Here is a 24,229-nt window from a genome sequence, read left to right as displayed (position 1 = left end):
CATTTAAATTGGCACAACGTCAACTTTGAGGGCACTGAACAGCATCACTAACCGGCCTGATAGCGACCAACTGACCTGCAGGATCGCTGATAAACTCTACCCATTGCCGCTCAACTGCACCGAGATCGGCAGATAATTGCAAATGATGCAGCAATTGTTTGTCTATGGTTAGCAATAACTCATTGCAGACACTAATTTGCCACTGATCCGCCTGTTGCTGTAATAAACCGGTTTGGGCATAAAACGCTTTATCGCGCTGCTCAGAAGCCAAATACTGCTGGTATGCGCTGCTGGCGCTATCTTTACCGTTTACCCGCAAAACGCCAGGTTGATCAGTGACACCATGATGCTGAACCTGGCGGTACTGTGCATCCTCGCTAAGGGCAATTTGATAATACCACTGTGCTTCTGGCGTGACCTGCAGCAACAAATAGCCCAATACCAGCATAAAGGCACAACTCAGCGCCAGCTGTGTATTGCGCCACAGACCGTGCCAATTTTTGCGCTGGCGACCGGCCGCCTGTTTTAGCACGGCACGGCGGACATGGGCTGGCAACACATGGCAAGCTTTATCATGCTGATACTGTTGTTGCAGCTTTTGCTCAGTCTGCTCAGGCCTGTTCATGCGAATCTCCGTTTAATGGCTGTAGCGCTTGGCGGGCATAGCGCAAACGGCTTTTAATAGTTTCTTCTCCCTGCCCGGTAATAGTACTTATTTGCTCCAGTGAAAAGCCTTCTAGTTGCAACATCAGAGCCTCACGCTGCAAAAACGGCAATAATGCCAACTGCTCGGCCCACTTAAGCTGACACTGCGATTGGCTTAACTGCGCTACCGGGCAACTACCGTCATCGCCGGCCACTTCAGCACTTAACAACGCCATATCCAGTTCCGTCTGCCAGTATTTGTGCCGGCGCATTTCATCAATCAAGCAGTTACGGCCAACACTAAATAGCCAGGTTTTAAAACTGCTGTTGCCACGAAAACTGTATGGCTGCTCCAGCAGTTTTAACCAACATTGCTGGCTGACATCCTCAGCCAAACTGCGGCTAGATTGACGCGCCAGGTAGTGGTATAGCGCGTCACCATACAACGCGATTAACTTTTCCAAATAAGCCGTGTTTGCGCTATCCCTGTACAGGGTAAAAAGCTGTTCGGCATTGTGTTCTGCAGCGCTGAAGCCACTGATAAAAAACGATAATGCCATCCGCGTACTCCTTGTGCGTCGCTTATAATGTCAGCCTAGTCTGCTTGTAAACTAAAATCGAGCTGTACCTGCATATTCGGCTGATTAATCGCCTCGCCATTAACTATTTTCGGCTGATACTTCCAGCGTTTCAATGCTCTTATCGCTTCGCGGTTAAACACATTCGCCGGCTCGGCAGATAACACCTCGACTTGCGTTACCGCACCCGTTTTATCGATGGTAAAACTCAACTGCACCCAACCAGTGATGCCGTCCCGCGCTGCGGCTATCGGGTAACGTGGCTCCACTCTTACCAAGGGTGTAGCTCCACGGTCGCCTTGTTCCCAGCGGCCCATAGTGCCGTTATTCGCCGGTAATTCTACCGGCGCGATACCAATACTATCCGGACCTACCTGTGTTAAATCTTCTTTCAGTAATTGCGGCTTGGGTAAATCCCGCACCTGAGGCTCTGGCATTTTCGGTGGCGGCTGACGCACGTTAGTGGGCGTATCTTTGGGAATGTCGTAAAGCTGCACCGGCTTGTAACTCATTGCCGCCGGGCGCTGCATACCATCGGCCTTGATCAATTGCTGCATAGCCGCAAACAACAAAAATGTAATAGCGGTCGCGGACAACAGCGCACTGCTGAATTTAACGCCCGGTTGTAATGGTGTAAATGCGGTTCTCAATGCTGGCATAAAGCCTCCTCAACGCGGTTTTCTGCTGTAATTACCTATTAGACGTAGCAGAAAGGCAGAAGGGGTTAAACTTTTATGCACTGCAGCTGTAAAGGTTACCGTAACCGGCCGTATCAAGACGATAAAACCGGCGTAAAGGTTTAGTCTAAATCGTCAAATACATCGTCGAAGAGATCTTCATCAACTTCAGGCTCTGCCTGCTGTGGAGGGTTTCCATCGTAAATTTTAAAATCGGCACGCTGAAAATACGACTCTTTGATGAAGGCGTATGGGTCTAATGATTCCTCTAACAAACTTTCCATCGACATGAGTTGCTCACGGCTATCCAAAGCACCAATAACTGCTCGGGTAATGGATAGTGGCGTATTTAACAAGCCAAGGGGAAAATACAGGTTGTCTACCACGCCACCAGTTGTGCCGCGAACCGTTGTCGGCCCAAGCGCGGGCAGCATCAAAAACGGCCCGTCGCCTACACCCCACACTGCCATTGTTTGACTAAAGTCTTCGTTCTGCTCCTGTAAACCAATAACGGTAGCAACATCAAATAAACCAAACAATCCAAGCGTGCTGTTAACTAAAAAGCGACCGGCACTAATGGCCGCACGTTCTGGCTTAGCCTGCAGTGACCCATTGACAAAGCTGGCTGGTTCATTCAGGTTATTGGCTACATTTACCAGGCCTTTACGCGCCGGCTTAGGTACAACAGCCATATACCCCACGGTAGCTGGGCGTAACAAATACTGATCCAAAACGTCGTAGTTAAAATCCCACAATGAGCGGTTAATGGTTTCCAACGGATCACGCTGGTCAGCATAACCGGATACCGCAGCCGTGTTAGCTGCCGCCTTAGTATCAACCTGGTGTTTACTGGCACAGCCGAGTGTCAGCGAGCTGATAGTAAGCAATGCAACAAAACGACCCAATCTAAACATTTCAAGGTTCCAGTGTTAAAGAGATAGCCAACGATGGCGTGTCAAAAGACAAGATATCTGATGCAATCTGAACATCGCCCGGCCGTTGTTCAACCGTGCCAGATAACGACATACGTGCAATAACCTGTACCTGATCAGCATTGGCCAAACTCCAGCCCTGCTGCATCGCCATTTGCTCAGTTAACAGCAGCTGCTGCTCACCAGCAGGCAAAGGAATACGCTGTACAGCCAGTGGCAGGGCGACACCATCCAGCGCTTTGGCGAATAAGAATAAACTCGCGCCCGGGTTAGCTTGCTGCAGAGCAGGATCGACATACAGCGTGACACGGATCTGCCGGCCTACCGGGTCCACACCAACCCCCAGCTCAGTTAAACGCTGTTGCACTGCAGCATAACGTGGGTCATCTGTCGGCAGGCGCTTTAGCAATAACTGCCAAGCGGTTGTCGCTTCAGTTAAATCGCCCTTCTCGTAGGCTATTAATGCCATTAATGACAAAGCATCGGCGTTTTCGGCATCAGCGGTGAGTATCCGAGCCACGGCTCGCCCCGCGCGTGCCAGACTGCTTTCATCGCCCAGCAAAATTAACGCCTGAGCATAGCTAAGCAATAACGGCGTGCGCTCCGGTGTTAATTGCAAGGCTTTTTCAAACGCCGCTACCGCTTCTTCAACGGCGCCTTGCGACATGCGGATACGGCCTAGCAGCATCCAGGCTACGGCGTCATCGCCTTCATTAGCTAGACGGGTGCGTAAGCCCAAAGCAAACCATTCAACTTCTTGCTCAGATAGCGGTTCGCCTTGATTAAGCAAGGCCCGCTCGCCAAATTGTTGTAGTTTCTGCTGTGCTTGAAACCAGTCGTCAAGTTGGCGGTAATGGCCGTTGACGCTATAAATGCCAGCAACCAACAGCGCTACTACTAGCAGTAATGTGGCCGGTAAGCGCCAGCTTGCTGCCGTGTCGGAATTGACAACCGTGTATTGACCGGCAATAAACTGGCTTTTAAGTTCTTGTGCGGCAGTGGCAAAATCTTGCTCGGCCAGCTCGCCGGCATCTCGGGCTTGTGCTAACAATTGCAGGCGTTGTTCAAACAATTGCGCCGTACTTTGCTGCGGAAGTTGTTTTATTCTGCGCGGCCAAAATAATACTGCTGCACTGAAAAACAACATCAATACAGCGGCCATGGCTAACTGCCCGATCATGGTTTTTTACTCCGATACTTTTCAATTAGCTGTTCGAGTTCATCCGGGGTGCCCGCCAGATTGTCTGGCGTTTGTGCCGCTTCATTGCGCCGCCGATACAAGCCAACGGCCAGTAGGCCCAGCAGCAATAATAACGGCGCCAGCCATAACCATATTGTTACGCGATTTAGCGGGGGCTGGTAGTGCACAAAATCACCGTAGCGGTTAATCATATACTGCAGGATCTGCTGTCTACTTTGACCCTGTTGCACCAATTGGTAGGTTTTTTGCCGCATATCTACCGCCACTATGGCATTGGAGTCGGCGATGTTTTGGTTTTGGCACTGCGGACAGCGCAACTCTGCAGCTAGCTGATAATACAGCTCACGTTGCGCATCATTGGCAAATGCTAATACCTCTTCGGCACTAACGGTGTTGCACATAAGCCACAGCAAGCCGATTACGTAGCGTTTCATGGCTGGCTCCACTGCTGGTATGACGGCGCCAGTTTACTGCGCCATACCTGCGAATTAATATCGCCGATATGATGCAGCCGGATTATGCCTTGGGCATCAATAATAAAGGTCTCTGGCGCCCCACTTACCCCCAAATCCAATGACAGGCTGCGCTGCAGATCCAAAATATTAAACTGATAGGGATCGCCATGCTGGGCTAATTTTTGGCTAACGTCTTGCTGCAGGGTTTGCAGATTAAACGGCGCATCAAACGCCGGATCTCGCGGCAGCTCGTAGTACAATCCAACAATTTTTACACCCTGCTGGCGCAACTCAGTTAAATAACCCAGCTCTGCGTTACAGGTTGGGCACCAGGTGCCCCAAACGTTTAATAAAAAAGTTTCACCTTTTAACTGCTCTGCTGTCCAAATGTGCTGGGGCTGCATTAAATCTGCCAAAGCAAACGCTGGCAAAGATTTGTTAAGGGTTGCCGAAGCACGCTCGCGCGGATCAGAAAACAAACCACTGAGTAAAAACAGCGCTAGCAGTAAAAACAGCGCCAACGGCGCATAAAAAAATAGTTTACGCATTGGCAACCTCTTGCTTTGCCACACTAGACTTGCGCCGGTAACGTTTATCAGCCAGCGCCAGCAATGCGCCCAAAGACATCAACACACCGCCAAGCCAAATCCAGCGTACAAAAGGTTTGACCTGAATGCGCAGTGCCCAGGCGTTGCCGGGTAACTCTTCACCTAACGACACGTAAAGGTCACGACTTAGGCGGGCATGCACCGCAGACTCAGTCATAATAGTGCGCTGTATGCGATAAAAACGTTTCTCAGCATGCAAATGGGTGACATAGCCACCGTCTTTACTTACATCTAATTCTGCCGCCTGGCCGCCATAGTTTGGCCCATTCAAATCGTATACATCTGTCAGCGTAAACTCGTAACCGGCCACGCTTGTGCTATCGCCTTCTTGCATGCGTACATCGCGTTCTACAGTGTAAGTTTTAGTCATTGCCACCCCGACTACCAGCACCGCAAAGCCAATATGCGCCAGTGTCATGCCGTAATGGCTGGCATTAAGCTTACTTATCCCAGCACTGACAGAACCAAACTGCCTTAAGCGTAACATTACTTCGGCCAGGGCAGAAATGCCCACCCAAGCGCCTAACAATAAACCGAGTAAGCCCAAATTAGCTTGCACACTTTGCATACTGGCCATTACGCCGAGCGCCAGCATTAGACTGGCTATGGCAATCAAACTAAAGGGTTTGATCAGTGGCAGCAACTGCTGCTGTTTCCAGCGTACCCAGGGCGCTAGTCCCAGCAATAACGCAAACGGAATGGTCAGATAATAAAACATCTGGTTAAAAAACGGCTCGCCAATGGAAATAGTGCCCAGGCCCAACTCTTTGTGAAACAGTGGGAACAAGGTGCCGAGAAACACAATCAGACAGGCAGTTAACAAAAAGATGTTATTGCCCCACAGCATCATTTCACGGGAAAACAGCTGATAACGGGCCTGAGAACGCACAGCGTTCATGCGAATGCCGTACAGCAATAATGACCCACCGACCACCAGCAACAAAAACACCAACAAGTACAGCCCACGGCCCGGATCAGTGGCGAATGAATGCACAGACACAAGCACACCGGAACGCACTAAAAATGCGCCTACCAGGCTTAATGCAAACGCCGCCAAGGCTAACAGTACAGTCCAACTTTTAAAGGTTCCGCGTTTTTCGGTTACCGCTAAACTGTGAATTAATGCCGTACCGGCCAACCACGGCATAAACGAGGCGTTTTCTACCGGGTCCCAAAACCACCAGCCTCCCCAGCCTAATTCGTTATAAGCCCACCAACTACCCAGCATGATGCCCAGGGTTAAAAACAGCCAGGCGGCCAGTGCCCAAGGCCTGACCCAGCGCGCCCACACACTGTCAAAACGACCGCCCATTAAGGCGGCGATAGCAAATGCAAACGCAACCGCAAAGCCAACATAGCCCATGTATAACGTAGGTGGGTGCAGTATCATACCGAAGTCTTGCAACAGCGGATTTAGATCACGCCCTTCAACCGGAAAGAACGGCAAGCTACGCTCAAATGGATTAGACATAATCAATGAAAATGCAACAAAACCAACATTAATCAGGCCCAGTATGCCCAAAATGCGGCCGTGTAATTGCAGCGGCAAAGCCTTAGAAAATTGTGCGACCAATGCGGTCCAGCCCGCCAACATCAGTACCCACAACAGCATTGAGCCTTCGTGCGAGCCAAAACTAGCAGTAATTTGATAGTACCATGGCAAGGTTGAACTGGAGTTTTGTGCCACATTAATTACGCTAAAATCGTTAGTGCGAAAAGCATAAATAAGGGCCAGCATCGCCAGTAAACAGAAGAAAAACTGGCCAAATGCCAACGGTTTGGCTAGCAACAGCATGGGTTTATTTGCCACGAAACTGCCATACAACGGCAGTATCGCCAATAATACGGCCAACGCAAACGCAAACGTCAGCGCTAACTGACCGGCTTCAACGATCATTTAGTAGCTCCCACTGTCTGGCTGATTAACCTGGCGTGACGGAGGTACGTGTTTGATGCCTTTTAATGCCTCAGCAACTTCTGGTGGCATATACTCTTCATCGTGCTTGGCCAAAACTTCAGTAGCTGCAACGGTGGTTGCATCCAGCAAGACACCTTGTGCCACTATACCCTGCCCTTCGCGGAATAAGTCAGGCAAAATGCCTTCATAGGTGACAGTAACGATAGGCCCGGTATCAACCAGATCAAAACTCACTTTCAATGAGTCTGGATCTCGCTTTACGGAACCTGTAACAACCATGCCACCAATACGCAGGCGCTGCCCTGGTTGAGGTTTAGTTTGCTTTTCTCCCAAGCCATTGACCAATTGTGATGGCGTATAGAATAAATCAATGTTTTGCTGCATAGCATATAACATGGCGGCAACGGCACCGGTTAATAACCCAACTACCGTTAACACGGCTAACAGGCGTTTCTGACGTCTTGGCTGCATTAGTCTGACTGCTCCTGATACTGCTTAACTCGTTGTTCGCGCGCTAGCTTTGCTGCAAGCTGACGCTTAAATTGTTTCTGCTGTAACTGGCTATAACAAAGCAGTGCCAGCAGTAAAAAATACGTTGTGCCGAACGACAACCAGACAAAAAGCCCATAACCGCCCATTGCCCAGAACTCCGCCCATGACTGAAAATGCATTATTGGTCTCCCGCCATTGCTCGAACCCAAGGCCTATGCTGTTCATTAACTAAAATTGCTGTGCGCAACCGCAAGCAAATCAACGCCAGCATTAAAACTTTAAATGCCAGTATGCTAATCAGTAGTGGCCACAACATACTGGGGTCAATTGAGGGTTTAGCAAACTTGGTTATAGACGCGCCCTGATGCAAAGTGTTCCACCACTCCACAGAAAAATGTATCACAGGTAAATTAATCACCCCGACAACAGCCAGCAAAGACGCAACCTTGGCTCCCGTTTGCCGGTCTGAAAACGCGCCGCTTAAGGCGATAACCCCCAAATATAAAAACAATAAAATAAGCTCTGAGGTCAATCGGGCATCCCACACCCACCAGGTACCCCACATTGGCTTGCCCCAGGCCATGCCAGTGATCAGTGCGATAGCAGTATATACGGCGCCAATTGGCGCAATAGCAAGTACAGACCACTGTGCCACTTTGACTTGCCACACCAGGGCAACAAAAGCAGCTATAGCCATAGCAGAATAGGCACCCATCGACATAATAGCTGCCGGCACATGAATATGAATGATGCGGTAACTATCGCCTTGTTGGTAATCTGGCGGCGTAAAGGCCAGGCCCCAAATATTACCCAGCAGTAATAACAGTAATGCCGCGGTTAGCAGCCACGGATATAAACGACCACATAATTGGTAAACCGTTTCGGGTTTGGCTAGAGGATGCAACCATTTAAACATATCAGCTCACATTTATTTTCAGGGCACTGTTTACCGCAAAAGGTACCAGCGCTAACGCAACTAATAACATCGCCAACATTATTGCCAGCTGACCGTAATAAGGTAACGCCATAGCCGCCGCTTCCATAGCTGCGCTGGCAAAAATCAGCAGTGGAATGTACAGCGGCAAAATAAGCAGCGCCAGCAAAATACCGCCCTTGTCGGCCGATACCGTAAGTGCTGCGCCAAGCACACTAAGCAAGCTCAGCAGTGGTGTGCCAAGTAGCAATGTCAGTAGCATGGCCAAAAAACTGGCACTGTCGACATTAAGCAATAAAGCGACCAACGGCGACAACAATACCAGTGGCAGGCCGGTACTTAGCCAGTTTGATATCAGCTTGGCAAATACAAAAGGCCAAAGTGCTTGCCGTGTAGCCACCAGTTGCTCTAACACTCCATTGCGGTAATCATCTTTAAATAAGCGCTCTGCCGCCAACAACACGCTGAGCAACGCTGCAATCCATATTACACCTGGGGCGATAATACGTAGCAAATTAGGTTCAGGCCCAATACCTAATGGAAACAAACTCAGCACGATAACAAAAAATAACACCGGATTAAGCCAATCGGCTTTTTGCCGGGCCAGTAGCCTAAGCTCTCGCTGCAAAAATGTCGCCAGTGCTACCATCGATATGCCAACTCCAGCGTTGTCAGGCTATTGTATTGCAGTGTCAGGTTTTGATGTGTTGTCAACACAATGGCGCCGCCACGGTTTAAATGCTGCAGAAAATACTGCTGCAACATGGCAATAGCAGATTGATCCAGCGCCGTGAAAGGTTCATCCAGGATCCATACCTGACAAGATGTAAACCACAACCTGGCCAACGACACCCGACGTTGTTGGCCTGCCGATAGCATGTTACACGGGATATCTTCTAAGCCAGCCAGCCCAAGTTGCGCCAGCAAAGCGTAATCATCCGGCTGTGGTACCCCGGCAGCTGCACGCCAGAACGCCAGGTTTTCTAATGCAGTTAATTGCTCATGTATTCCGCTTTGGTGGCCGATAAAACATAAATTGGCGGCATAGTCATCAACAACATCACTCAGTGGCTGACTGCGGTAGTGCAGTGTACCCTCGTCAGGAGCAGATAGCCCCGCCAGCAATCTTAGTAAAGAGCTTTTACCAGCACCATTTTTGCCAGCGACCTGCAGTATATCGCCGGCCCGAACTGTGAACGACAGCTGCTCAAACAGCACCCGATCTTGCCGGATACAGCTAAGTGCTTGAGCCTGCAACAGCTCTTGGCCGACAATTACAGAAAAAGGCTGATGTTTTATCACTGGTCTCTTACTATCGACGACGGGAAAAATTGGGCGCATATTACCATACTGACGTAATAATACGAATCTACTGATATCAGACAACGCCATAAAACAGGAAAAACATGAACCCGATTAACCTGGATAAATTACTGCAACTGAGCCCGGCACAAAAAGCCGATACGGCCCAGCTAAAGCTAATTGTGGCACAGGTGTATCAGGCTCAGGTGCAACAATTAAGTTCAGGCAGTTTTAGCTTAAAACTGCCGACTGCTGGCGGCGCATTAAGCATTGCACTGCCAGCGTCTTTGCCGGCAGATATGCGCGGTGCCGTGCAGGTACAACTGCAACCTGCTAACAACGGCCAATTACATCTTACATTACAAGGTGTCACGCAATCACTGAAATTGCCGTTAACGCCGGCTCAAACCAGCCAGCTACTAACGACAGTGCTAACCTCGGACGTATTTGTTGACCCGCAAGAAATAACCATCAGTCGCCTGGCAACTGCCAATGCAAATCTGCTACAGATACCCGTCAGCCTGCTGCGTCAACCGCAAGGTATAACTATGCGGTTACCCGATGGCAGCCTACAGCCATTATCTGCTGCAACCCAGTTGGCAATTACACAGCAGTTGGCGCAATCTGAGCAAGCCATGCCCGCTACCGGGCTGCGTGCAATGTTGCAATTGCAATCAACGATGTCGCCACTGAGTATACAGTTGACACTGCTGCGGCCTGTTTTATCAGAAGGCAGCCAATCCTTACTGCGCACGCAACCCACTGAGCCGGTTTTATTTAACCGCCCGTCGCAGCCGGGCCAACCAGCACAAGCAGACACAACACAAGCAACTGCAGCTAAAGCAGGCACAGCACAAATCGGCACAGTACAAACAAACAAAGCACAGACCGGCATAGCACAACAAGCGCCGCAAGCAGGCAAATTAGCGGAGCCAGGCAACATTATCCGCCCACAAACTATAAACACACCGGCACAGCCAGGCGCCACGGCAAACCGTTTACAAACCACCACACCATTGGCCGAGGCTGGCACTGTGCCCCGCCAGCAACCCTTGCCAAAATCTGTAGCAGTAAAGGCTATTACCCTGCCTAAAGCTGAGCAGTCGCAACTTCTGCAAAAACTGGTGCAGCTGTTTAATCAGCAAGCACAAAACACGACTCAGGCCGCAGCCAGCAAAGCGTTGACAGATCCACAGCAGGTTACAATTCGACAGATACTGAGCAACATAATGCCAGCAGCACAATTACCATCTGGTACACATCAATTGCAACTGCAAAGCCACGCCCAGCAATGGCAGCTGCTACTAACTACCATTCCGCGCCAAATCAATATGACAGTTTCACCCGCTGCATTCAATAAGCCGCTACAGCTGATGCCCACGACTACAACAGTAAGTTTGAGCACGTCTGTGCAATCACAGTCGCCTTCAATCTTACCCCAGACTGCAGGCGCAATAGACGCACGCCAAACACCTGAGACTTTACAAGTGACGCTACAGGGACCACTACAGGCACCGCAACGCACGTCGGCAAATAGCACGCCGCACCAGCCACTGCCGGTACTACAACAAGCGTGGCGAAATTTATTACCGTTATTACCGCAACAAGCTGATCCATTAGCTAGCCTGCCGCAATTACCAGAGCCGGTGCAACGCATATTACAATTAATACGGCACAGCCAGCCCAGCGTAAATAAAGGGCTGTCGCCACAGCAGTTAACATCACAGCTAAATAGCTTGCTGCAATTTCAGCCGTTACAACCTGCCGCAACAATACAAACCAGCGGCGGCGCTTTAGCCGTGGCTATTCAGTTGCTATTGGGACATCTGTTGCAAAAACCCCAAGCTGCCTCAGCGGCCCCCGCTAACAAACCACTGGCGCAACTGGTTAGCCAACTTGAACCCGCTCAAGCCAGTAGCCTGTTACGTCAACTTGCCGGACATAGTAGTAAGTTACAACATAGCCAACTTGCAACCCTGGATAGCCCACAACAACAGCAGCTACTACTCCAACTGCCGTTGCAGCAGGGCGAACACAGTGTGTTCAGCCAAATTATGCTGGAACAACGCGAGGCAGATGGCAAAACAGATAATGAGAAACAAACCTTATGGCAACTCACGCTAAAATTTGACTTGCGTCGTCTCGGGCAGCTTATGGTGGTGGCGCGCTTGCAACATCAACAACTCCAGTTACAGTTCTATACCGAGCAACAGCACACGCAACAGCTGGCACAACGTTTCTTGCCATTGTTAAAAGATCGCTGCCGTGTGCAAGGCTTGGAGGTAACACAAGCGGAGTGTACGCTGGGGAAAATTCCAGACAGCATTCTTCCCAGAGCTAACAGTTTGTTAGCATTAAAAGTATAGGAGGTCATATGACATCACCACCAGAGCACAATACCCGCTCGGCGACTGCCCTGCAGTACGAAGGTAAAACCGCACCTACCGTTACTGCGAAAGGTCATGGCGACCTGGCAGATGAAATTATAGCACTGGCAAAACAACACGGTGTATTGGTGCATCAGGATACTGAGCTGAGTAAACTACTGGCGCAGTTACAGTTAGGCGAGCAAATCCCACCTCAGCTGTATATCGTCATCGCTGAGTTAATTGCTTTTTCCTATGTGTTGCAGGGGAAATTTCCAGACAATTGGCATAACATACACCAACGCATTGACCTTAAAAGCTGAAGAGCTTAAGGATTATGTTTTTGTCTGATGTAAATTGAACAGCAGTTCAGCCTCAGCCTGAGGCAGCTCACACTCGCGCATAATTTCGTCCAGATCGGCGCCCAGTTGCACCATCTTCATAGCGCGGCTATATATCTTAGACTCCGGATCCACAAGCTCAAGGGCTTGTTGTTTATCGGCCAGTGCGCCGAGTTGTTGCGACAACATACTCAAACTACTATCCAGCTGCAAAACACGCTGTCCAACACCGATAACCCCTGATCTTAACTCTTCCAATTCATGCCGGCTTTGCTGCAGTTGCTGTGCCTGATAGTCAAGTTGCTGCTCAAATTGCTGCCATTTTTCTTGCAAACTGCGCTGCATACGTGCAAACCACCAATACAGTGCCGCGGCACACGCCAATATAGCTAGCAGCAACAATCCTATGTAGACCGGTAGCGTCATATCAGATGGCGCCGATCTCTTCCCACTCTTCGTCGCTGAGCAGTTTATTTAAATCGACCAGGATAAGTAGCTCGCCCTCACGGTTAGAAACACCTTGAATAAACCGCGCACTCTCATCCGTACCTACATTAGGTGCGGTATCAATCTCAGACTGTTTCAGGTAAACGACCTCAGCTACGCTATCAACCAGAATGCCAATAACCTGCTTTTCTGCTTCAATAATAACAATACGGCTGTTATCGGTAATGTCTGCAGACTCCAAGCCAAAACGTGAGCGGGTATCAATTACTGTCACCACATTACCACGCAAATTAATGATACCCAGTACGTAGTCTGGCGAGCCTGGTACCGGCGCAATTTCGGTATAGCGCAAAACTTCCTGCACCTGCATAACGTTAATGCCATAGGTCTCTTCTTGCAGCTTAAAGGTAACCCATTGCAATACGATATCTGCAGCATCGTTTTTCCTGGTCGATTGCTTGGTTAAATTACTCATGCACAGCTCCTATATAAATCCTTTGGCTGATTATTCACTGATATCCAGACCACGGTTTAATAAATCTATCATAGCGTCAACATCCAGCAGTACGCACATGTGCTTTTTGATCAAGCCTGCCATCCACGGCCTTTTGCCTTCCGCCTCCCGCCACTTCACATCGTCTTGCTCCAGAACGTAGGTGTTGACCAATGATTCACAACACAGGCCCCAGTTGCTGCTGCCAAGCATAATAACATACTGATAGTTTAGCTTTTGCTGCAAATTCTGATCATATTTTTCTGGCATAACCCAACGGGCAGTATCAACAATGCAAATTTTTTGTTCGCGATACAGCATAACGCCTTTAAACCAACTGGGCTTGCCGATAAGACTATTTATGGTACCCAGCTGATGAATACCACCAAGCTCTTTTAGCGGCACAGCTACTTTAAGTCCGGCTATTTCAAAAAATAACGCCTGAAAACGGCCTTGCCGATACTCTTTTTCAATACTCTGGACCGCAACTACCGGCTCTGGCTTATTGCCGCCGGATATGCGCTCGCTCACCGGGATATCACGCTGTTGTAACGCCTGTGCGGCTTCAGCAGCCGCGAATTTGGCTTTTAATGCCACTAACGCATCAGCATTCACATCGCTCTGGGGTTGGAGCACTTCAACCGGTGTGATTGTTTTACTACTTGGCTGCGGCTCTGCCTTAGTAACTATGGCTTGTGCCAATAAAGCATTGAGCTGCTGTTTTTGCTGCTCAGCAATACCGACCTCAGCTTGAACCTCTTCCTCAGTCAACAAAGCTGATAAATAGTGCTGCATGACTTTCTGGCTAGCAATTAAATTACTCATGCCTTACTCCGTCGCTAACTGCAGTAAATAAGTTAACAGGGTATTATAGGCAAAAACGCCACGGCTGGAGGGCGAAAAAACATTTGGCGGCGTTTGCGCCAAACTGGCATCACGAAACTTAGTATCTATAGGCACCACCGCCGACCAAACGCTATCCTGATATTTCGCCTTCAGATCTTTATAGGCTTCCAGTGACGCCTTGGTTCTTTTGTCATACATAGTCGCAATAATGGTAAAAGCATAGTCTTTCTGCTGGGAAGTGCGCATCAATGCCATCGTAGCAATCATGCGCTCAAGACCTTTTAACGCCAAAAACTCTGTTTGCACCGGGATCAGAATGCGATTGCAAGCGGCAATAGCATTCACCATCAGCACTCCCATTACCGGGGGGCAATCGATGAGTACGTAATCATATTCCTGACGAATTTTGTCCAATGCTTTCTTTAGCATCAGTCCCATGCCGCCTTTATTGCCAAGTGAGCGATCTAGTGTAGCCAGTGACATTGAAGACGGTAATATATCAAGATTAGCCACACCACTTGGGCACATTGACTGCAGTATTTCTTCTTGAGTGATGTCCTTACCGCGAATAAAGATATCGTAAACACTGACTTCCAGCTCTTCAGCATCAATACCGAAATAGTAAGTTAACGAAGCATGCGGATCGGTATCTACAAGTAATACTCTGAAGCCTCGCTCAGCTAGCAAGCCTCCCAGAGTTACTGTGGTTGTGGTTTTACCAACACCACCTTTTTGATTTGCTACTGTCCAAATGACCACGTCAGGGTTCCTGTTGTTCTGCCGGAGGGCTGTTGGGCTTGTCCTGCCGGGTTGTGATCCGAATACCGCCCTCTGGCAAGGCAATTACACGAATACTACCATCCTCTTGCGTAATTTGTTCTAGCTGCTGTTGCAACTGTTGTGCGGACCCTGCGCTTTGAGGTTCGCTAGCCGCGCTAGCCTGTGCCTGGTACGCATAGCGAGAAATAGCTATTACCACTTTTCGATTTGACGCTCGCCCCGCTGCGGTATCATTACTGACACTGGGATAATATTGGCCAAAACCCTCAATAGCCATGCGGGCTGGCGCAGTACCAAACTGTTCCAGAATACGCAATACTGAGGTTGCACGGGCAACTGACAATTCCCAGTTTGACGAAAACACTTCATTACTAATAGCCAGATCATCGGTATAACCGCGTACCCGAACAAAATTGTCAACCGGATTGATCACTTTGGTAATTTCGTTTAATAAGGTACGCGCTGAACCCGTCGCTGTTGCACTACCACTGGCAAATAACAGCCCGCTGCTAAGCTCTATGGTTAACCAATTATCATCCTGTTCAATTTTAGCAAGCCCTTGCTCCAATAAACTTGCCATAGCCTGCGTAAGTTGTTGCTCTAGCGCCTGTAATGGACTGCCCAATCTGCGCTCGTTGATATCTGACAATTGCCTTGCATCAGCTAACAGTGTGGGCCCCCTGGCTTGCTCTAGTGAAGTACCGTCTAAAATCTGCTCGCTTTGTGGTGCCAGCTCGACCAAAGATTCAGGTTGCACAGACGTTCCACGCTGTTCCGGCTTTTCAAACATTTTCGTCAGACTGTCTGCCAGCACGCTGTATTCTTCTTCTTTAACAATAGACATAGCGTATAGCACTACAAATAGAGCAAACATCAACGTCATATAATCAGCATAAGACACCAGCCAACGATCAAGTTGTTCCGGTTCTACCTGGGTATGCTTCTGCCTGTGCCTGTACATGGCTTAATCCGGATGGTAAGCGGCCAGCTTACGCTCTATATTGCGCGGGTTCTCGCCGTGAGCAATAGATACCAGGCCCTCAACAATGAGTTCATGATACAAAGTACGCTCTTGTATCAGACTCTTTAACTTGTTACCTACCGGAATAAACAGCAGGTTAGCAAAACCAACACCGTATATGGTCGCGACAAAGGCAGTGGCAATACCTTGCCCAAGTAGTTGTGGTTCAGAGATATTGGACATTGCCTGAATAAGGCCAAGTACCGCGCCAACAATACCAATAGTTGGGCTGTACCCGCCCATGGCATCGAAAATACGCACTGCGCGCAGTAACCGCTCGCGCTCCAGTGTTAATTCGGCATCCAGTGTGTCTTGGATAGCCGTCGGCTCAACGCCATCAACGAGCAGATTGAGTCCGCGATATAAAAAAGCATCCGGCTCTGCCAGTGCATCTTCTTCCAGCGCCAAAAAACCATTGCCTCTTGCTGCCGTGCCCCACTGCACAATGCGCTGTGCCGTATTCGCTAAGGGAAAATGCGCCGGCCGCACAACCCAGGGTAACAGCTTCAAGCCAAGTTTAAACTGACTCATCGGCGTCTGCAGCATAACGGCACCCACAGTGCCACCGAATACGATTAAAAATGCAGGAAAGTGCAAAAGTGTTGCTAAACTACCGCCTTCGATCATGAAACCGCTGGCGACAGCGAGTAGCGCCAGCAGAAATCCGCTGATGGCTAGTTTATCCATGCCCGACTTCCGTTATTAATCTGCCTGCAACTTCATTTAAGGCTACTTCTTCGTCCATTAAACCCGCTGCCGCTATCGCCTGAGGCATGCCATATACCACACAACTCGCTTCATCCTGCGCCCAAATTTTTGCGCCTTGCTGTTTTAACAACCTGGCACCTTCGCGACCATCAGCGCCCATGCCGGTGAGCACTATTGCTAACACCTTATCAGAGTAAACTTTCGCCGCAGTAGCAAAAGTAATATCAACACTAGGCTTAAAGGTAATTCTTGGCGAGTCATCTTCTTTGATACGTAAGCGGGCCTGACTTTCATTGCCCTCAACCAACATTTGCTTGCCGCCTGGTGCTAAGTAAGCAACTCCGGGGCGCAATACGTCGTTATCTTGAGCTTCACGTACTTCAATTTTTGCCAACGAGTTAAGCCGCGAAGCAAAAGCACCGGTAAATGCAGCAGGCATATGCTGTATTAAGATTATCGGTAATGGAAAGTTAGCAGGTAATGCTGTAATAATTCGTTGCAATGCAACAGGCCCACCAGTTGACGTACCTATTGCCACCAGTTTGTAGCTCTTACCACTGCATTGATGCCGCCCGATAGGAGCGGCGCTGACGCGCTCATTTAATTTAGGCCGCTCGAAGGTGCTGCGGGTGAGTGCAGGCTTATCTGACAAATTAGGCCGAGCCTCAACCCTGGCCGATAAGCTACCACTAAATGTCGTTCTACCAAGCTGTCGTTTACGTGCTACGGCTTTGACTCTGTCACGTAGCAATTGTCCGGCTTCATTCTTATCGCGGGCAATATCTTCAAATTTCTTTGGCAAAAAATCGACTGCACCAGCATCTAGCGCATCAAACGTGGCTTTGGCTCCTTCATGGGTTAGCGATGAGAACATAAGGATCGGAATACGCTGCTGTTGCATGATCTCGCGCACTGCTGAAATGCCGTCCAATACCGGCATTTCAACGTCCATGGTGATCACATCGGGTTTCAGAGCAAGCGCTTTATCAACCGCCTCTCTGCCGTTAACAGCCGTGTCGATAACGTCAATGTCGCCGTCTTTTGCCAGGATCTCAGTTAAACGGCGACGGAAAAAGCTCGAGTCATCAACTACTAACACCCTAATCGCCATAGGTTTCTCTCTTTAAGCGTTAACTTTATTGAAGCGATCAAATTTAATTTTTGATTTTTTCGCATAATGCTTAAGCAAATTAGGCACATCAAGAATTAACGCAATACCACCATCAGATGTAATCGTCGCGCCAGCCATACCAGGAGTACCTTGCAACAGGGCGTCCAACGGTTTAATTACCACTTCCTCTTGGCCAATCAGCGAGTCAACAACAAAACCGACTTGTTGTGTGCCAATTTGAACAATGACGACATGGCCCTGCTCACGCCGACGTTTTTTATCAGAACCTTTAACCAGCCAGTGCTCAAGAAAAAACAACGGAATCGCTTTGTTACGCACAACAATAGTTAACTGCCCGTCAACGACATTAGTTTTGTTCAAATCCAGATGGAAAATTTCGCTAACACCAGCCAACGGCAAGGCAAACGTTTGCTTGCCAACAATAACCATTAAAGTAGGCAGTATCGCCAACGTTAGCGGTACCTTAATTTCCAACAAGGTGCCCTCACCCATTTTAGAGTGAATATGCACAGTACCATTAAGCTGGGTGATCTTGGTTTTAACCACGTCCATGCCTACACCACGGCCGGAAATATCTGAAATTTGCTCTTTAGTCGAAAAACCAGGAGCAAAGATCAAATTAAAAGCTTCGGTGTCTGACATCCTTGCCGCAGCATCGGTATCCAGAATGCCGCGTTTGATAGCAATACCTTTTAATTTTTCCGGGTCCATACCGGCACCATCGTCGTGGATGGTTAGCAAAATATGATCTCCAGCCTGAGCAGCAGCTAGCTTCACTGTACCTACACGTTTCTTACCCGCTTTCAAACGCACTTCCGGCATTTCTATGCCATGATCAACCGAGTTTCGCACTAAGTGCACCAGAGGATCAGCCAGCGCTTCTACCAGGTTTTTATCCAAGTCTGTTTCTTCGCCCTCCAGCACCAATTCGATATCTTTTTGCAGCGAGCGAGCCAAGTCACGAACAACACGTGGAAAACGGCCAAATACTTTCTTAATTGGCTGCATCCGGGTTTTCATTACTGCACCCTGAATATCAGCAGTGACCACGTCCAAATTAGAAATAGCTTTACTCATTTCTTCACTTTGCACTGTGCCGGACAGACTCACTAAACGATTACGCACCAGAACGAGCTCACCGACCATATTCATAATTTGGTCGAGCCGTTTGGTATCTACCCGAACCGTGGTTTCAGCCTGAGCCGCTTGCTGTGCAGCTGCAGCTTTATCTGCCGCGGCTGCCGGAGCAGCAGGTGCTGCTACCACTGGAGCAGGTGCTGGTGCTGCAGGAGCTTTCGCTGGAACTGGAGCTGGCGCTGCTGTAGGGCTCGGTACAACAGCTTCTGGTGCTTTACCTTTACCGTGTAATTGGTCCAGCAGCGCTTCAAATTCGGCATCGTCTATTTCATCGCTGGATTTAGCAGCACTTGCAGGCGTTTTACTCACACTTTCAGGCGTTATAGCAGCGCCTGATGACGCCGCTGACTCTGGAATAAACGAGCCCTTGCCGTGCAGTTGATCCAAAATTGCTTCGAACTCGTCATCGGTAATGTCGTCTCCTGCTGCCGCAGTAACGGTAGGCTTTGATACAGCAGCCGCAGGTGCAGCGGCAGTAGGCGAGCCTTGCTTACCGTGTAACTCGTCCATCATCCGATCGAACTCGTCCTCTGTCATCTCATCAACATTACCGGATGCAGCAGTTGCGTTCGCCGCTGGCGTAACAACAGGCGGTGCAACAGGAGCAGCAGGCTTGGCCTGCACAGGCGCTGGGTTAGACGCAGACTCTGGCTCACTATAATGGTGTAATGCGGCCAATACGGCGGGTGATGCAGGAGTGAGTGGTTGACGGCTTTGAACTTCGACGAACATCGCGTTGATGCTATCAAGCGACTGTAAAATAACATCCATTAGTTCCGGAGTAACACGGCGTTTGCCCGTACGCAAAATATCAAACACATTTTCTGCGCCGTGACAGGCGTCGACCAGCTCGGTCAGAGACAAAAAGCCGGCACCACCTTTTACTGTATGAAAACCACGAAAGATGGCATTTAGTAAATTGGCGTCGTCAGGATTATTCTCCAGCTCGACCAGTTGTTCCTGCAGTAGTTCGAGGATTTCACCGGCTTCAACCAGGAAGTCCTGCAGTATATCCTCATCCATATCAAAGCTCATGCAACGACACCTCTGTTAAAATCCTAAACTGGACAACAAATCATCGACATCATCCTGCCCGCTAACGACATCATCCCGCTCTGCTGCGTCGATAATAGGCCCCTCGGCTTCATGAGCTTTGGGTTTACTTTTCGAAGGTTTTGCCTCTGCAGTTAACATCATGCTTGACGTCTGACCAAAAGCCGTCAGTAAACCGATCAGACTTTCTTCAACTTCACGTACAAGTTCAATTACCCGGCGCAATATCTGCCCGGTTAAGTCCTGAAAATCTTGCGCCATTAGCACATCTGTCAACGAACTATTAAGCTGCGCTGAGTCAGCAGTTGCTTGGCTAAAAAAACTGTCTAGCGTATGGCAAAGCGCCTTAAACTCTCCAAATTGCAATTGACGTTGCATTAACTTTTGCCATTGCGGTTGGATTTTATTGAGCTGCTGACTTAACTGGTCAGCGATAGGCAAGCAAGATTCCACTGCATCCATTGTGCGATTTGCTGCTTGCTCAGTCATGTCAATAACGTGATAAAGACGTTTCTTTGCATCCGGAATATCTTCCGCTAGCAAATTATTCAATGAAGGATCTATTTGAAAGTTTTTTAACGAGTCGTGCAGTTGTCTGGTCAATTTACCGACTTCGGCAAACAACTCAGATGAGCCTGGTACAACAATTTGTTGTACCAGCTCGTTAACAGCATCGTTCTCGCCCATTTCGAGCAGCTGTACCAGTTCCCGAGCCTGCTCCAGAGATATCACAGGTGCTGCGTTGGCAGACATGGCTTCACTCCTTTGTCAGCTCGGCTAGCCGATACGTTCAAATACTTTAGCTAACTTTTCTGACAGGGTTGCAGCGGTAAAAGGTTTGACAATATAGCCGTTAACACCAGCCTGGGCTGCAGCAATTATCTGCTCTTTCTTCGCTTCTGCAGTCACCATTAATACTGGGATATGCTTTAATTTGGCATCAGCGCGGATAGCCCGCAGTAAATCTATGCCCTGCATACCCGGCATGTTCCAGTCGGTTACGACAAAATCAAAATCACCGTTTTGCAGCATCGGCAATGCGGTGCTGCCATCGTCAGCTTCTGACACATTAGTAAAGCCAAGGTCGCGTAACAAATTCTTAATTATGCGTCTCATGGTTGAAAAGTCATCTACCACAAGAATCTTCATGTTTTTGTCCAAAATCCCCTCCGACGAGATATTATTTTTATCTCAGAATAGGTTACAACCAATCCTGCATTCTGGCTTTTAATCTGACCAATGCCTGACTATGGATTTGACTGACCCTGGACTCACTCACATTGAGTACAGCCCCGATCTCCTTCAAGTTTAGCTCGTCATTATAATATAGTGAAAGAACTAATGCTTCTCTCTCTGGCAAACTACTGATTGTCTTAACTAAATCCTGATGGAAGCTCTCGTTTGCCTGAGATTCATACAGATGATCACCTTCTGAGTCGCCCGACGTTACCAGCACATCCTCGGAAATACCAAGATCTTCTATACCAATTATTCTGCCGCTACTGATGTCACTGAGCATATGATGGTATTCATCCAGAGATATATCAAGTTTTTCAGCAACTTCACTGTCTTTTATATCTCGGCCATGCAAACCTTCAAGCTCGGCAATGGTTTCTGCAATCAGGCGGGCATTGCGGTGCACCGACCGTGGCGTCCAGTCTCCGCGCCGCATTTCATCCAACATAGCGCCACGAATTCGGATGCCAGCGAAGGTTTCAAAACTCGCACCTTTGCTGCCATCAAAGTTTTTTGCAGCCTCAATCAAGCCGATCATGCCCGATTGAATCAAATCATCTACCAGTACACTTGCAGGCAATCGCGCCAGTAAATGATATGCAATGCGCTTAACCAGCGGCGCATGACGTTCAACCAGTTGTTGTATCTGATCAACACCGCCATAAGCTGCAATTTTACTGTTCACACTAGCCCCCGATCAACCTGAGGTTGCACCAGTTGCTCGAGGAAAAACTCCAAATGCCCAGAAGCACTGGCAGGCAAAGGCCATTTCCCTGCTTTCAAGGCTAAAGATTTTACCGCCATACTGGCCGGCGTTCTGGGAAAGGCTTCAATAAAAGCTTTTTGTTTACGTGCCGCTTTACGCACGTTTTCGTCGTAAGGAATAGTTGCGACCAGTTCCAGGCTAACATCAAGAAAACGGTCCGTTACACGGGTTAGCTTGGCAAACAGCTCCTGGCCTTCTTTTAAGCTGCGCACCATATTGGCCACAATTTTAAACTTTTCTACACCATGGTCGCGGCTGAGAATTTTCATCAGTGCATAGGCATCGGTAATAGACGATGGTTCATCACACACCACCACCAGCACATCCTGAGATGCACGCGAAAAACTCAATACCATGTCCGAAATGCCAGCAGCGGTGTCTACCAACAACACATCTACCTGTGTTCTTAATTCGCTAAAGGCACGAATAAGACCTGCATGCTCTGCCGGAGCCAGCTCTGTCATATTTTGCGAGCCGGAAGTGGCAGGAATAATTTTGATTCCGAACGGACCGTCAATAATCACATCGTCCAATTCAACCTCACCTGCCAGCACATGGGACAGGTTTTTCTCTACTCGCAGGCCCAGCATAACGTCACAGTTTGCCAAACCTAAATCCGCATCCAACACCAGCACTCGTTTACCTAGCTGAGCCAATGCCATAGCGAGGTTAAGCGTAACGTTAGTTTTACCTACGCCGCCTTTGCCGCCAGTAACTGAAATAACTTTTACCATCTGCTTATTCATTTTTCTCAGGCCACTGGCTTGATCATCAATATTGTCATGACTATGCATAGGTTCCTTCCGCCCGGTTCATCCCGTCGTTATACCACTGATGGCCGGTACTGCTTTGCGCGATACGTAACTTGTCGGCTTGTTGCACCAGCTTTTTTGCGTCGGCAACTGCTATATCTTCGGGTACCCGCTGTCCATTGGTAAGATAACTGACTGGCAACGCGTTTTGAATAGCAACATTAATCACTTCGCCCAAACTTAAACATTCATCCAGCTTGGTGAAAATACAACCCGACAGCGGTATACGTTTAAAGTGCGTGACACTCTCTTGCATAACCTTTGCCTGTGATGTGGCAGACAATACCAGATAACTTTTTATTTTGACACGACTATTGTGTACCAAGCCTGCAAGTTTTTCTGCCAGCTTAAGGTCTCGCTGGCTCATGCCGGCGGTGTCGATCAAAATAAGTTTACGTTGTTGTAACTGATTGATTAACAACGCTAGCTCTTCGCTATCTTTTGCCTGCTTCACTGGGCAGCCAATTATACGGCCGAATGTCGCCAGTTGCTCATAAGCTCCTATACGATAGCTGTCCGTAGTAATTAATGCCACTTTGTCAGCTCCATGGCGACGGGCAAATTCTGCCGCCAATTTAGCTACTGTTGTGGTTTTACCAACGCCGGTTGGCCCAATCAGTGCCACCAGACCGCCGCGGCATAAAATATCGTCATTGGTGGTGCTAAGCTGGCCAGCCAGCAGTTCCAAACCAGCGTCCCATGCATCAGTGGCATTGAGCTCTTCTGGCATAAAGCAGGCAAGCTGATCGGCCACCTGTTCAGACAAACCCAGCTGCTGAAGATTCTCAATTACCATCGCTCGCATAGGTTCGCGCCGGGCTAGGTCCTGCCACATTAAACCCGATACCTGATGTTGCAATAACTGTCGCATCGAAAGCATTTCATTACGCATGGCGTTCATCTGCTGTTGCAGTAATTTAGCCTGTTGCTCTTGTTGTCGCGTTATTTCGCCTAGCTGCGTGCTGCTTACGCCAGGTGTTGTGACGGAAGTTTGACGCTCGAACTGCGGGCTACGCTGCACCGCGGCAGGCTCAGCTGTAGGTTGGCTAACCTGCGTGGTTTTTTGTTGTTTGATCATTTGCCGGGCAAGTAACGCCTTTAATGAATCCGCAGGTGCTTCAGTGTCCTCTGCTGCGCTGCGCTGCGTTAAACTCTGCTGTGCTGCAGGCAGTGGCTTTTGCGGCACAGCTGGCGCTGCGGCAGGCTCCTGGTCAATAGCGGCGACAATTTCAACACCTTCAGCTACCTTTTTATTGGACAAAATAATCGCATCAGGGCCAAGAAACTCCTTCACTTCCTGTAAGGCGCTGCGCATATCTTTTGCGACAAAGCGTTTTATTTTCATGAGT

28 protein-coding genes are annotated in these 24,229 nt (G+C 48.9%); 2 read left to right on the top strand and 26 right to left on the bottom strand.

The window, feature by feature from the left end; all coding sequences use genetic code 11:
* Positions 1 to 19: 19 nt before the first annotated feature.
* From I4W93_RS01550 to ccmA, 13 genes are all read right to left on the bottom strand, one after another.
* A complete protein-coding gene (locus tag I4W93_RS01550; RefSeq protein WP_205310187.1) occupies positions 20 to 625 on the bottom strand; it encodes a hypothetical protein in 606 nt (201 codons plus the stop codon).
* The gene (locus I4W93_RS01545) at positions 612 to 1,205 is read right to left on the bottom strand and encodes a sigma-70 family RNA polymerase sigma factor (protein WP_205310188.1); all 594 of its coding nucleotides are present in this window, start codon (positions 1,203 to 1,205) and stop codon (positions 612 to 614) included. Before I4W93_RS01545 ends, I4W93_RS01550 begins: the two co-directional genes overlap by 14 nt.
* A 35-nt stretch (positions 1,206 to 1,240) precedes the next feature.
* A complete protein-coding gene (locus tag I4W93_RS01540; RefSeq protein ID WP_224673210.1) occupies positions 1,241 to 1,882 on the bottom strand; it encodes an energy transducer TonB in 642 nt (213 codons plus the stop codon).
* A 140-nt stretch (positions 1,883 to 2,022) separates the two neighbouring features.
* Positions 2,023 to 2,814, bottom strand: coding sequence for an MlaA family lipoprotein (locus I4W93_RS01535; RefSeq protein ID WP_205310189.1), 792 nt, complete (start codon positions 2,812 to 2,814; stop codon positions 2,023 to 2,025).
* Position 2,815: 1 nt separating this feature from the next.
* Positions 2,816 to 4,012 carry a c-type cytochrome biogenesis protein CcmI gene (ccmI, locus tag I4W93_RS01530; RefSeq protein WP_205310190.1) on the bottom strand — a complete coding sequence of 399 codons (1,197 nt, stop codon included), beginning with the start codon at positions 4,010 to 4,012 and terminating at the stop codon, positions 2,816 to 2,818.
* Positions 4,009 to 4,467, bottom strand: a complete 459-nt coding sequence (locus I4W93_RS01525; protein WP_205310191.1) for a cytochrome c-type biogenesis protein — start codon at positions 4,465 to 4,467, stop codon at positions 4,009 to 4,011. The genes ccmI and I4W93_RS01525 overlap by 4 nt, the downstream gene beginning before the upstream one ends.
* Positions 4,464 to 5,036, bottom strand: a complete 573-nt coding sequence (locus I4W93_RS01520) for a DsbE family thiol:disulfide interchange protein (RefSeq protein ID WP_205310192.1) — start codon at positions 5,034 to 5,036, stop codon at positions 4,464 to 4,466. The genes I4W93_RS01525 and I4W93_RS01520 overlap by 4 nt, the downstream gene beginning before the upstream one ends.
* Positions 5,029 to 6,993: a heme lyase CcmF/NrfE family subunit gene (locus tag I4W93_RS01515; protein WP_205310193.1), complete on the bottom strand. Its 1,965-nt coding sequence runs from the start codon at positions 6,991 to 6,993 to the stop codon at positions 5,029 to 5,031. Before I4W93_RS01515 ends, I4W93_RS01520 begins: the two co-directional genes overlap by 8 nt.
* Positions 6,994 to 7,485, bottom strand: coding sequence for a cytochrome c maturation protein CcmE (gene ccmE, locus I4W93_RS01510; protein WP_205310194.1), 492 nt, complete (start codon positions 7,483 to 7,485; stop codon positions 6,994 to 6,996). It abuts the gene before it with no gap.
* A complete protein-coding gene (gene ccmD, locus I4W93_RS01505; RefSeq protein WP_205310195.1) occupies positions 7,485 to 7,685 on the bottom strand; it encodes a heme exporter protein CcmD in 201 nt (66 codons plus the stop codon). Before ccmD ends, ccmE begins: the two co-directional genes overlap by 1 nt.
* A complete protein-coding gene (locus I4W93_RS01500) occupies positions 7,685 to 8,422 on the bottom strand; it encodes a heme ABC transporter permease (protein ID WP_205310196.1) in 738 nt (245 codons plus the stop codon). Before I4W93_RS01500 ends, ccmD begins: the two co-directional genes overlap by 1 nt.
* 1 nt (position 8,423) lies before the next feature.
* Positions 8,424 to 9,089 (bottom strand): heme exporter protein CcmB, encoded by a 666-nt coding sequence (gene ccmB, locus I4W93_RS01495; RefSeq protein ID WP_205310197.1) that lies wholly within the window; start codon positions 9,087 to 9,089, stop codon positions 8,424 to 8,426.
* Entirely contained in the window at positions 9,083 to 9,781 is a 699-nt protein-coding gene (ccmA, locus tag I4W93_RS01490) for a cytochrome c biogenesis heme-transporting ATPase CcmA (protein ID WP_205310198.1), read from the bottom strand. Before ccmA ends, ccmB begins: the two co-directional genes overlap by 7 nt.
* A 65-nt stretch (positions 9,782 to 9,846) precedes the next feature.
* Here ccmA and I4W93_RS01485 point away from each other — a divergent pair, with 65 nt between their 5' ends.
* Together I4W93_RS01485 and I4W93_RS01480 are read left to right on the top strand one after the other, a co-directional pair.
* On the top strand, positions 9,847 to 12,108 hold the full coding sequence (locus I4W93_RS01485; protein ID WP_205310199.1) for a flagellar hook-length control protein FliK: 2,262 nt from the start codon (positions 9,847 to 9,849) through the stop codon (positions 12,106 to 12,108).
* An 8-nt stretch (positions 12,109 to 12,116) separates the two neighbouring features.
* The gene (locus I4W93_RS01480) at positions 12,117 to 12,431 is read left to right on the top strand and encodes an EscU/YscU/HrcU family type III secretion system export apparatus switch protein (protein ID WP_205310200.1); all 315 of its coding nucleotides are present in this window, start codon (positions 12,117 to 12,119) and stop codon (positions 12,429 to 12,431) included.
* 12 nt (positions 12,432 to 12,443) lie between these two features.
* On the opposite strand, the gene I4W93_RS01475 is transcribed toward I4W93_RS01480, so the two are convergent.
* From I4W93_RS01475 to flhF, 13 genes are read right to left on the bottom strand one after another with little or no spacing between them, the layout of a single operon-like run.
* On the bottom strand, positions 12,444 to 12,875 hold the full coding sequence (locus I4W93_RS01475; RefSeq protein ID WP_205310201.1) for a DUF2802 domain-containing protein: 432 nt from the start codon (positions 12,873 to 12,875) through the stop codon (positions 12,444 to 12,446).
* 1 nt (position 12,876) lies between these two features.
* A complete protein-coding gene (locus tag I4W93_RS01470) occupies positions 12,877 to 13,371 on the bottom strand; it encodes a chemotaxis protein CheW (protein WP_205310202.1) in 495 nt (164 codons plus the stop codon).
* 30 nt (positions 13,372 to 13,401) lie between these two features.
* On the bottom strand, positions 13,402 to 14,214 hold the full coding sequence (locus tag I4W93_RS01465; RefSeq protein ID WP_205310203.1) for a chemotaxis protein CheW: 813 nt from the start codon (positions 14,212 to 14,214) through the stop codon (positions 13,402 to 13,404).
* A 3-nt stretch (positions 14,215 to 14,217) separates the two neighbouring features.
* Positions 14,218 to 14,994: a ParA family protein gene (locus I4W93_RS01460; RefSeq protein ID WP_205310204.1), complete on the bottom strand. Its 777-nt coding sequence runs from the start codon at positions 14,992 to 14,994 to the stop codon at positions 14,218 to 14,220.
* Between the two features lies 1 nt (position 14,995).
* The gene (locus I4W93_RS01455) at positions 14,996 to 15,976 is read right to left on the bottom strand and encodes a flagellar motor protein MotB (protein ID WP_205310205.1); all 981 of its coding nucleotides are present in this window, start codon (positions 15,974 to 15,976) and stop codon (positions 14,996 to 14,998) included.
* A 3-nt stretch (positions 15,977 to 15,979) separates the two neighbouring features.
* Positions 15,980 to 16,723, bottom strand: a complete 744-nt coding sequence (locus I4W93_RS01450; RefSeq protein WP_205310206.1) for a flagellar motor protein — start codon at positions 16,721 to 16,723, stop codon at positions 15,980 to 15,982.
* Positions 16,716 to 17,855 carry a protein-glutamate methylesterase/protein-glutamine glutaminase gene (locus I4W93_RS01445; protein ID WP_205310207.1) on the bottom strand — a complete coding sequence of 380 codons (1,140 nt, stop codon included), beginning with the start codon at positions 17,853 to 17,855 and terminating at the stop codon, positions 16,716 to 16,718. The genes I4W93_RS01450 and I4W93_RS01445 overlap by 8 nt, the downstream gene beginning before the upstream one ends.
* Positions 17,856 to 17,867: 12 nt before the next feature.
* Positions 17,868 to 20,048 (bottom strand): chemotaxis protein CheA, encoded by a 2,181-nt coding sequence (locus tag I4W93_RS01440; protein ID WP_205310208.1) that lies wholly within the window; start codon positions 20,046 to 20,048, stop codon positions 17,868 to 17,870.
* A gap of 15 nt (positions 20,049 to 20,063) precedes the next feature.
* Positions 20,064 to 20,819, bottom strand: a complete 756-nt coding sequence (locus I4W93_RS01435) for a protein phosphatase CheZ (protein WP_205310209.1) — start codon at positions 20,817 to 20,819, stop codon at positions 20,064 to 20,066.
* 24 nt (positions 20,820 to 20,843) lie between these two features.
* Entirely contained in the window at positions 20,844 to 21,215 is a 372-nt protein-coding gene (cheY, locus tag I4W93_RS01430; protein ID WP_205310210.1) for a chemotaxis response regulator CheY, read from the bottom strand.
* A gap of 52 nt (positions 21,216 to 21,267) precedes the next feature.
* Positions 21,268 to 21,987, bottom strand: a complete 720-nt coding sequence (locus I4W93_RS01425; protein ID WP_205310211.1) for an RNA polymerase sigma factor FliA — start codon at positions 21,985 to 21,987, stop codon at positions 21,268 to 21,270.
* A complete protein-coding gene (locus tag I4W93_RS01420) occupies positions 21,984 to 22,862 on the bottom strand; it encodes a MinD/ParA family protein (RefSeq protein ID WP_438646771.1) in 879 nt (292 codons plus the stop codon). The genes I4W93_RS01425 and I4W93_RS01420 overlap by 4 nt, the downstream gene beginning before the upstream one ends.
* Positions 22,855 to 24,225 carry a flagellar biosynthesis GTPase FlhF gene (gene flhF / locus I4W93_RS01415; protein WP_205310212.1) on the bottom strand — a complete coding sequence of 457 codons (1,371 nt, stop codon included), beginning with the start codon at positions 24,223 to 24,225 and terminating at the stop codon, positions 22,855 to 22,857. Before flhF ends, I4W93_RS01420 begins: the two co-directional genes overlap by 8 nt.
* Positions 24,226 to 24,229: the final 4 nt, after the last annotated feature.

The sequence above is a fragment of the Rheinheimera maricola genome, assembly GCF_016918075.2.
Classification (GTDB): domain Bacteria; phylum Pseudomonadota; class Gammaproteobacteria; order Enterobacterales; family Alteromonadaceae; genus Alishewanella; species Alishewanella maricola_A.
The sequence above is the reverse complement of the archived record's forward strand: the minus strand, read 5'-3'. Positions and strand labels throughout refer to the sequence as shown.

Bases quoted from the DNA above. Each gene is read 5' to 3' on its own strand.
- I4W93_RS01540 (WP_224673210.1), bottom strand. From the start codon at position 1,882: ATGCCAGCATTGAGAACCGCATTTACACCATTACAACCGGGCGTTAAA.
- I4W93_RS01500 (WP_205310196.1), bottom strand. From the start codon at position 8,422: ATGTTTAAATGGTTGCATCCTCTAGCCAAACCCGAAACGGTTTACCAA.
- I4W93_RS01420 (WP_438646771.1), bottom strand. From the start codon at position 22,862: ATGCATAGTCATGACAATATTGATGATCAAGCCAGTGGCCTGAGAAAA.
- I4W93_RS01545 (WP_205310188.1), bottom strand. From the start codon at position 1,205: ATGGCATTATCGTTTTTTATCAGTGGCTTCAGCGCTGCAGAACACAAT.
- I4W93_RS01520 (WP_205310192.1), bottom strand. From the start codon at position 5,036: ATGCGTAAACTATTTTTTTATGCGCCGTTGGCGCTGTTTTTACTGCTA.
- I4W93_RS01445 (WP_205310207.1), bottom strand. From the start codon at position 17,855: ATGGCGATTAGGGTGTTAGTAGTTGATGACTCGAGCTTTTTCCGTCGC.
- I4W93_RS01475 (WP_205310201.1), bottom strand. From the start codon at position 12,875: ATGACGCTACCGGTCTACATAGGATTGTTGCTGCTAGCTATATTGGCG.
- I4W93_RS01465 (WP_205310203.1), bottom strand. From the start codon at position 14,214: ATGAGTAATTTAATTGCTAGCCAGAAAGTCATGCAGCACTATTTATCA.
- ccmB (WP_205310197.1), bottom strand. From the start codon at position 9,089: ATGGTAGCACTGGCGACATTTTTGCAGCGAGAGCTTAGGCTACTGGCC.
- ccmA (WP_205310198.1), bottom strand. From the start codon at position 9,781: ATGCGCCCAATTTTTCCCGTCGTCGATAGTAAGAGACCAGTGATAAAA.
- ccmI (WP_205310190.1), bottom strand. From the start codon at position 4,012: ATGATCGGGCAGTTAGCCATGGCCGCTGTATTGATGTTGTTTTTCAGT.
- I4W93_RS01535 (WP_205310189.1), bottom strand. From the start codon at position 2,814: ATGTTTAGATTGGGTCGTTTTGTTGCATTGCTTACTATCAGCTCGCTG.
- I4W93_RS01435 (WP_205310209.1), bottom strand. From the start codon at position 20,819: ATGTCTGCCAACGCAGCACCTGTGATATCTCTGGAGCAGGCTCGGGAA.
- I4W93_RS01455 (WP_205310205.1), bottom strand. From the start codon at position 15,976: ATGTACAGGCACAGGCAGAAGCATACCCAGGTAGAACCGGAACAACTT.
- ccmD (WP_205310195.1), bottom strand. From the start codon at position 7,685: ATGCATTTTCAGTCATGGGCGGAGTTCTGGGCAATGGGCGGTTATGGG.
- cheY (WP_205310210.1), bottom strand. From the start codon at position 21,215: ATGAAGATTCTTGTGGTAGATGACTTTTCAACCATGAGACGCATAATT.
- I4W93_RS01480 (WP_205310200.1), top strand. From the start codon at position 12,117: ATGACATCACCACCAGAGCACAATACCCGCTCGGCGACTGCCCTGCAG.
- I4W93_RS01485 (WP_205310199.1), top strand. From the start codon at position 9,847: ATGAACCCGATTAACCTGGATAAATTACTGCAACTGAGCCCGGCACAA.
- I4W93_RS01450 (WP_205310206.1), bottom strand. From the start codon at position 16,723: ATGGATAAACTAGCCATCAGCGGATTTCTGCTGGCGCTACTCGCTGTC.
- I4W93_RS01550 (WP_205310187.1), bottom strand. From the start codon at position 625: ATGAACAGGCCTGAGCAGACTGAGCAAAAGCTGCAACAACAGTATCAG.
- ccmE (WP_205310194.1), bottom strand. From the start codon at position 7,485: ATGCAGCCAAGACGTCAGAAACGCCTGTTAGCCGTGTTAACGGTAGTT.
- flhF (WP_205310212.1), bottom strand. From the start codon at position 24,225: ATGAAAATAAAACGCTTTGTCGCAAAAGATATGCGCAGCGCCTTACAG.
- I4W93_RS01440 (WP_205310208.1), bottom strand. From the start codon at position 20,048: ATGAGCTTTGATATGGATGAGGATATACTGCAGGACTTCCTGGTTGAA.
- I4W93_RS01525 (WP_205310191.1), bottom strand. From the start codon at position 4,467: ATGAAACGCTACGTAATCGGCTTGCTGTGGCTTATGTGCAACACCGTT.
- I4W93_RS01470 (WP_205310202.1), bottom strand. From the start codon at position 13,371: ATGAGTAATTTAACCAAGCAATCGACCAGGAAAAACGATGCTGCAGAT.
- I4W93_RS01515 (WP_205310193.1), bottom strand. From the start codon at position 6,993: ATGATCGTTGAAGCCGGTCAGTTAGCGCTGACGTTTGCGTTTGCGTTG.